This is a genomic window from Acidisphaera rubrifaciens HS-AP3, from assembly GCF_000964365.1.
GTDB lineage: Bacteria > Pseudomonadota > Alphaproteobacteria > Acetobacterales > Acetobacteraceae > Acidisphaera > Acidisphaera rubrifaciens.
Map to the genome: position 1 here is coordinate 1 of NZ_BANB01000750.1, position 4,617 is coordinate 4,617.

7 protein-coding genes are annotated in these 4,617 nt (G+C 71.5%); 5 read left to right on the forward strand and 2 right to left on the reverse strand.

Features of this window, described 5'->3' with window-relative positions:
* Together B8460_RS17220 and B8460_RS17225 are read right to left on the reverse strand one after the other, a co-directional pair.
* A partial coding sequence (locus B8460_RS17220) for an oxidoreductase (RefSeq protein ID WP_048862851.1) occupies positions 1–227 on the reverse strand: 227 nt, incomplete at its 3' end.
* The gene (locus tag B8460_RS17225) at positions 217–1,404 is read right to left on the reverse strand and encodes a CaiB/BaiF CoA transferase family protein (RefSeq protein ID WP_048862852.1); all 1,188 of its coding nucleotides are present in this window, start codon (positions 1,402–1,404) and stop codon (positions 217–219) included. The genes B8460_RS17225 and B8460_RS17220, both read right to left, overlap by 11 nt.
* A 248-nt stretch (positions 1,405–1,652) precedes the next feature.
* Between B8460_RS17225 and B8460_RS17230 the strand changes: the two genes are divergently transcribed.
* The 5 genes from B8460_RS17230 (at position 1,653) to B8460_RS17250 (ending at position 4,502) form a co-directional block, all read left to right on the forward strand.
* Complete coding sequence (locus tag B8460_RS17230; protein WP_048862853.1) at positions 1,653–2,189, forward strand: thiamine pyrophosphate-binding protein; 537 nt, start codon at positions 1,653–1,655, stop codon at positions 2,187–2,189.
* Positions 2,186–2,791: a thiamine pyrophosphate-dependent enzyme gene (locus tag B8460_RS17235; RefSeq protein ID WP_048862854.1), complete on the forward strand. Its 606-nt coding sequence runs from the start codon at positions 2,186–2,188 to the stop codon at positions 2,789–2,791. Before B8460_RS17230 ends, B8460_RS17235 begins: the two co-directional genes overlap by 4 nt.
* A gap of 146 nt (positions 2,792–2,937) precedes the next feature.
* Positions 2,938–3,489 (forward strand): peroxiredoxin, encoded by a 552-nt coding sequence (locus B8460_RS17240; RefSeq protein ID WP_048862855.1) that lies wholly within the window; start codon positions 2,938–2,940, stop codon positions 3,487–3,489.
* Positions 3,490–3,566: 77 nt separating this feature from the next.
* Positions 3,567–4,115, forward strand: coding sequence for a carboxymuconolactone decarboxylase family protein (locus B8460_RS17245; RefSeq protein ID WP_048862856.1), 549 nt, complete (start codon positions 3,567–3,569; stop codon positions 4,113–4,115).
* Between the two features lie 156 nt (positions 4,116–4,271).
* A complete protein-coding gene (locus tag B8460_RS17250; protein ID WP_048862857.1) occupies positions 4,272–4,502 on the forward strand; it encodes a hypothetical protein in 231 nt (76 codons plus the stop codon).
* Positions 4,503–4,617: the final 115 nt, after the last annotated feature.

The following is a 4,617-nucleotide window of genomic DNA, read 5'->3' on the forward strand; positions in this document are numbered from 1 at the left end:
AGCGGCGCGGCCGGCTCCATCAGGCCCGCGCGGTCGGGCGCGTGGCCGCCGCCGATGATCAGCCCGACGCCGCCGCGCGCCCGCTCGGCATAGAAGGCGACCAGCCGCGTCTCGGCATCGGCCTCGGTCTCCAGCCGCGTGTGCATCGAGCCCATGACCACGCGGTTGCGCAGCGTGTGGCCGCCGACCCGCAGCGGGGAGAGCAGCGTCGGGAACTCAGCGTCCATCGGGGCCCGCCATCGCCGCCGACACCGACGCCGGATCGAGCCCGGCCTCGCGCAGCACGTCCGCCGTGTCGGCGCCCAGCGTGGGCGCGAGGCGGCGGACGGAGGCGGGCGCGTCGGAGAAGGTGACCGGCACCGCCGTCGTCACCACCGTGCCCTCGGTCGCGTGCGTGTGCGCGGTGAAGAATCCGGTCTCGCGCAGATACGGCTCCTCCAGCAGGTCGGCGAGCGTGTTGGCCGGACCGTTCGGCAGGTCGGCGGCGTCGAGCCGGGCGCGCCATTCCGCGGTGGTGCGGGCGCGCATGCCTTCGCGCACCACGTCGTACACCGCGTCGATGTTGGCGGCGCGCGCCGGCAAGGTGGCGAAGCGCGGATCGTCGATCAGCGCCGGCCGGTCCATCGCCGCGAACAGCCGCCGCCACTGTTCGTCGGTGACGGCGAGGACGCAGATATGCCCGTCGCTGGTGGCATAGGGACGGCGGTGCGGCGAGAGCATCCGCTCGTAGCCGAGGCCGAGCGACGGATCGCCGAGCGTGGCGCCCGCGAGGTGCTCGACGAGGGTGAAGGCGAGCATCGTCTCCATCATCGGCACGTGCACCTCCTGCCCGCGCCCCGTGCGCTCTCGGTGATAGAGCGCCATGCCGACCGCCGAGGCGAGGGTGATGCCGCACACCTTGTCGGCGAGCACCGTGGGCACATAGCGCGGCGCGCCGTCCGGCCCGGCGTTGAGGGCGGCGAGGCCGCATTGTCCCTGCATGACGTCGTCATAGGCCGGCACGTCGCGCAGCCGGCTGTCCTGGCGGAAGCCGGTGCCGGAGCCGTAGATCAGCCGCGGGTTGCGCGCCGACAGCGTGGGATAGTCGAGGCCGAGGCGGGCGGCGGCGCTGGTGCGGATGTTGTGGACGAACACGTCCGCGCCGTCGATCAGCCGCAGCAGCGCCGCGCGCGCCGCCGGCCGCTTGAGATCGAGGACGACGCTGCGCTTGTTGCGGTTGAGATTGAGGAAATAGGCGCCCATGCCGGGCGAGCGGCTCTGCCCGAGCTGCCGCACGGGATCGCCCGCCGGCTGTTCGATCTTGAGCACGTCGGCGCCGTAATCGCCCAGGATCTGCGTCGCAAGCGGACCCAGCACGTTCATCGTCAGGTCGATGACCTTGATGCCGTCGAGCGGTCCGGCCATCACGCGGTGTCCCGGGCATGGAGCATGCGCAGCGGCGCATCCCTTCGAAACAGGTCCAGCCCCAGCACCTCGCACCCGTCCTGTTCCACGCCGCCCTCCCGCGATCCTTGCGGCGCAGTCTCGCCCGCCGGGGGCGGCCACGCCAGATGCGCCGGCCCCGCGGCCGGGCGTGACGGCGCATACGTGCTGCCGGCCGGGCGCGGAGCGGCCGCATTGCGCCGCCCGGAGCGCCGCGACAGAGTGTTGCCATGCAATCCGACGACAGCGGGCCGGGGCCGGCATGGCCGGCGGACATCCACGACGTGCTGCGCGGCTTCGACGTGACGCAGGTCGCCTATGTGCCCGATGGCGGCCATGCGGAGCTGATCCGCCGCGCCCATGACGACGCGGCGATGCGCGCCATCCCGCTTACCACCGAGGAAGAAGGCGTGGCCCTGCTCGCCGGCGCCTGGCTCGGCGGGGCGCGCGGGGTGCTGCTGATGCAGTCGAGCGGTGTCGGCAACTGCGTCAACATGCTCTCGCTTGTCCGGACATGCCGCATGCCCTTCCTCGCGCTGGTGACGATGCGCGGCGAGTGGGGGGAGTTCAACCCGTGGCAGGTGCCGATGGGTGCGGCGACCGAGGGGGCGTTCGCGCTGATGCAGATACGCACGATGCGCGCCGACACGCCCGACGCGGTGCGCCCGACCGTCGCCGCGGCGGCGCAGATGGCCTATCTGGCGGAAATCCCGGTCGCGGTGCTGCTGTCGCAGCGCCTGATCGGCGCCAAGGTGTTCGTGAAATGACGCCGCCGCCGGACGCCGCGCCCCCGGGTCTCGACCGCCGCGCGGTGGTCGCCCGTCTTGTGCGCGACCGCGGCGCGTTGCTGGTGGTCAGCAGCCTGGGTGCGGCCACCTATGACCTCGCGGCGGCGGGGGACCATCCGCGCAATTTCTATCTGTGGGGCGGCATGGGTGGCGCGATGGCGATGGGCCTCGGCCTCGCCTTGGCGCAGCCTTCGGTGCCGGTGCTGGTGCTGGCCGGGGACGGCGAGGCGTTGATGGGCCTCGGCAGCTTCGCCACCATCGCGGTGCAGCGCCCGGCCAACCTGTCGGTCGTGATCCTCGACAACCGGCTGTACGGCGAGACGGGATCGCAGCACAGCCACACCGCCTGGGGCGTCGATCTGGCGGCGATCGCCGCCGGGTGCGGCGTGTCGGAGACGGCTACGGTGGACGACGACGCCGGGTTGGACCGCCTCGCCGCGCGCATCGTCCGGTCGGGCAACGGCCCGTGCGTGACGGTCGTGCGCATCGGCGGCGAGGAGATGCCGCGCTGCCTGCCGGTGCGCGACGGGGCGTGGCTGAAGGCGCGGCTGCGGGCGTCGCTCGATCTCGGCCCGCTCTGACGGCGGAATCGCGCCGACCGGACGGTGTCCGATCGAACCCGTCGGTAGGACTGGAATCTGTTAGCTCCCTGCCTATTTGCGGGCTATGTTGCGGTGCACCTACCGCGACGCAGCAAGCACGCGCAGACAGGGCTGGAGCCAAGCAGATGCTGACCATCGGAGACCGCTTTCCGTCTTTCAACCTGACCGCCGTCAAGGCCGGGCCGGCCGGGCTCGACCTCAAGACCTGCTTCACCGAGATCAACGACGCGACCGACGCGGGCAAGTGGAAGGTTGTGTTCTTCTGGCCGAAGGATTTCACCTTCGTCTGCCCGACCGAGATCGTCGCCTTCGGCAAGCTCGCCCGCGACTTTGAGGACCGTGACGCGGTGGTCTATGGCGTCTCCACCGACAACGAGTTCGTGCACGTCAACTGGCGCCTGAACCACGACGACCTGCGCAGCCTGCCGATCGCCATGCTGTCGGACATCAAGCGCGAGCTGTCGGCCGCCTGCGGCATCCTCGACAAGGCCGAGGGCGTGGCGCTGCGCGCGACCTTCATCGTCGATCCGGAAGGCATCATCCGCTTCGTCTCGGTCAACGACCTGTCGGTGGGCCGCAACCCGGCCGAGGTGCTGCGCGTGCTCGACGCGCTGCAGAGCGACGAGCTGTGCCCGTGCAACTGGAACAAGGGCGAGCCGACGCTGAAGGCCGCCTGATCCAGCCGCCCCTCCCCGCAATCCCGACGCGGCGCCGCCCGACCCCGTACGGCGGCGCCGCGCCGCAGGAGAGACGCATGTCGATCGAGACGCTGAAGAACCGACTGCCGGACTATGCCAAGGATCTGCGGCTGAACCTCGGCACCCTCGCGACCGAGCCGAGCCTGACGGCGCAGCAGCGCGCCGGCACCTTCGTCGCCGCCGCGCTCGCCACCCGCAACGCCGAGGTGATCCGCGCCGTCACCGCGGAGTTCGCCCCGCAGCTCGCGCCCGAGGCGCTGGCCGCGGCGCGCGCCGCCGCCGCCGTGATGGGCATGAACAACGTCTATTACCGCTTCACCCACCTGGTCGGCGGCGACTACCTCAACATGCCGGCGAAGCTGCGCATGAATGTCATGGCGCGGCCCGGCGTGGCCAAGGAGGATTTCGAGCTGTGGTCGCTCGCCGTCTCCGCGGTCAACGGCTGCGGGATGTGCATGGAGAGCCACGAGAAGGTCGTGCGCGCCGCCGGCCTCACGGCCGAGCAGGTGCAGAGCGCGGTCCGCATCGCGGCGGTCGTGCATGCCGTGGGCGCGGTGCTGGACGGCGAGGACGCGGTGGCGACGGAGCAGCTGGCGGCCGCCTGACCGCCTGCCCGATCCCGAAATCGTCAGGTGGAACGGGCGCGGTCGCACGGCCGCGCCCGTATCGCGCCCGCGTCATTCCGCCACAGCCGGAAAATCAGCGTGCGGCGGCATACAGCCATGGTAGAACGGCCATGCTCAACCTGCAGGGTCACAACCATGACGCGACGCACACGGGTTTTTCTTGCCACCACGGCCGTCGGGCTCAGCCTCGCCGGCGCCGCCTATGCGAACTTCCCCCGCCTGAACGCCGCCGAGGCCGACATACGCAACGCGATCGCCAACCTTCGCGCCGCGCCCGGCATCTATGAGGGCCACAAGGCCGCGGCGATGGACTTGCTGGAACGGGCCTATGGCGAGCTTCAGGCCGCAAAGGGCTCCGTCCGCTGAGCGGGCAGCCTGTCCGTCGGCCCATGGCGGCGGACGGACAGGCTCTATCCCCTGATGGCCGCGTAGACTTCCGCAGGCGGCGTCGCCGCCGCCAGCAGGCGGTCGATGTCGGCGG